This is a genomic window from Methylobacterium sp. J-048 (assembly GCF_022829515.1).
Classification (GTDB): Bacteria; Pseudomonadota; Alphaproteobacteria; order Rhizobiales; family Beijerinckiaceae; genus Methylobacterium.
The window spans coordinates 1-2,093 of the sequence record NZ_JAKSYL010000018.1 but is presented as its reverse complement, the minus strand read 5'-3'; the positions used below and the strand labels follow the sequence as shown (position 1 = coordinate 2,093).

At 67.9% G+C, this 2,093-nt stretch carries 1 protein-coding gene; it reads left to right on the top strand.

The features are described from left to right. Positions 1-504 precede the first annotated feature (504 nt). Positions 505-2,093 (top strand): methyl-accepting chemotaxis protein (locus tag MKL09_RS00480; protein WP_244016966.1); only part of this gene is annotated, 1,589 nt, incomplete at its 3' end.

Below are 2,093 nucleotides of genomic sequence, written 5' to 3'. Positions count from 1 at the left end.
GGCGGTGGAAGGGGTCGAGGGGCTCCCGGCGGGTCTGCTTGCCCTGCCTGAACCGGGGGGTGAGCCCGATGCTGTCGTCGAGTTCGCGGCCGACGGGACGGCCGAAGGCGGCGTTGGCGTAGAGGATACTGGGCCGAGGTGGTTCGATCATCGGATCAGTGACGACGATGCTGACGGTGGCATCGTGGGCGGATGCACGGATCAGTTCGAAAGCTGTCAACGCACGGCAACGCTGCAACTGTGCGGGAAGTGCACGAGCGCTATCCGCCGTCCAGTTCCCCCGCCGCGCCGACCCTCACGCGACTGCCCGGCCGAGGCTTCACGGGTAGGGACATGGGGAACTGTCCCGTACCTACCCGTCGTCGCGAGCCTGCACGCTGTAGCCATCTTTTCGCTCTGCAGCCTGTTGCTCGCTCCAACTCAGTTTCAGCGCTATGGGCTAGGCCGTCATCGTCGCGGCAATTGTTCAAAGCCGTCCGCGGGGCCGAGCAGGAAGTGCCGTGTATGCCGAACACGTTTGGCCTCAACCGCACGCTAGGCGGTGCCATCGGCGTCATTGCGCTGGTGTCGATCCTCAGTAGCGGAGCGGTCCTAGCCACCCGCAACCAGTTGCAGGCGGCAACCGACGCTCTGGATCGCTCAAACCAAGTAGCCCGCGGCCTCGACGCCTTCCGCACTGCCATGCTCAACCAGGAGACCGGTTTGCGCGGCTACCTCATCACCGGACGCGAGAGCAGCCTGGAGCCCTACCGCTGGGGACGGCCGGCCCTGGATGAGACGATCACCCGGCTGAGAAGTTTGATCGGCAACGATGCCGAGCGATCGCGCCTCATGACTGACGCCGAGGCGGCCGCGCGCGCTTGGCAGACTGACATCGGCGAGACCGCTATACGAGGCGCAGCCAATCCTGCGACGCGACCGGAGGCGGTGCGTATTGAGGCAGAGGGCAGGGGCAAGCAGTTCTTCGACACCCTGCGCGGGAAGCTCGCCGCTATCGACACTCTAGAGGAACAGACTCGCGCGGCGCAGTCCGTTCGCGTCGCGCAGGCCGAGCGCAACGAGAGCCTCGCTCTATGGAGTGGCGCCCTGCTCACACTTCTGATCTGCCTTGGGATCGGGACCGCCATCAACCGTCTGATCGTCCGGCCGCTGGTACGCATCATGGGTTTCGTCGAGCATGTCGGCGAAGGCGACCTGTCGGGGACGCTCGGGCAAGGGGGGCACAACGAGATCGGTCGTTTGGGGCGCAGCCTCAACACGATGGTGTCGGGCCTGTCGGATCTCGCCCGGACCAACCGATCGGCCACCGCCGACCTCAACGCGGCCGCGGCCGAGATCCGCGCCTCGGCGCAGCAGCAGGCGGCCTCGGTCGAGCAGCAATTCGCCGCCGTGCAGGAGACCGCCGCCACGGTCGACGAGATCACCCATTCCGGCGCCCAGATCGGCAAGCGCGCCACCGAGGTCATCGCCACCGCCCAGGCCACCGCCCAGACCTCCCGCCAGGGCCTGCGCGCGGTCTCCGACACCGCCAAGGCCATGGACGCGATCCGCGAGCAGGCGGAGGCGGTCGCCGGCAACATCGTCAGCCTGTCGGAGAAGACCCAGACGATCGGCGACATCATCGAGACGGTCAACGACATCTCGGAGCGCACGCACCTGCTCGCGCTCAACGCCGCGATCGAGGCGGCCGCCGCCGGCGAGAGCGGGCGCAGCTTCGCGGTGGTGGCCTCCGAGATGAAGCTGCTCGCCGACCAGGCCAAGGCGGCCACCGGGCAGGTCAGGGGGATTTTGGGCGAGATCCAGCGGGGCATCAACACCTCGGTGATGCTGACCGAGGAGGCGGTGAAGCGGGCGGCGGCCGGCAAGACCCGCTCGGACACGACGCAGCGGACGGTCGAGGAGATCACGGCGCGGGTGGAGGAGAACGTGCAGACGTTCCAGCAGATCGTGGCCTCGACCTACCAGCAGCAGCTCGGGATCGAGCAGGTGATGGGGGCGCTGCAGAACATCCGCCAGGCCAGGGCCATCAGCGCCTGGGCGAGCTCGGTGAGGTTGGCCGAGGCCGCCTCGACCTCGCGGGTGCCGGCCGCCGT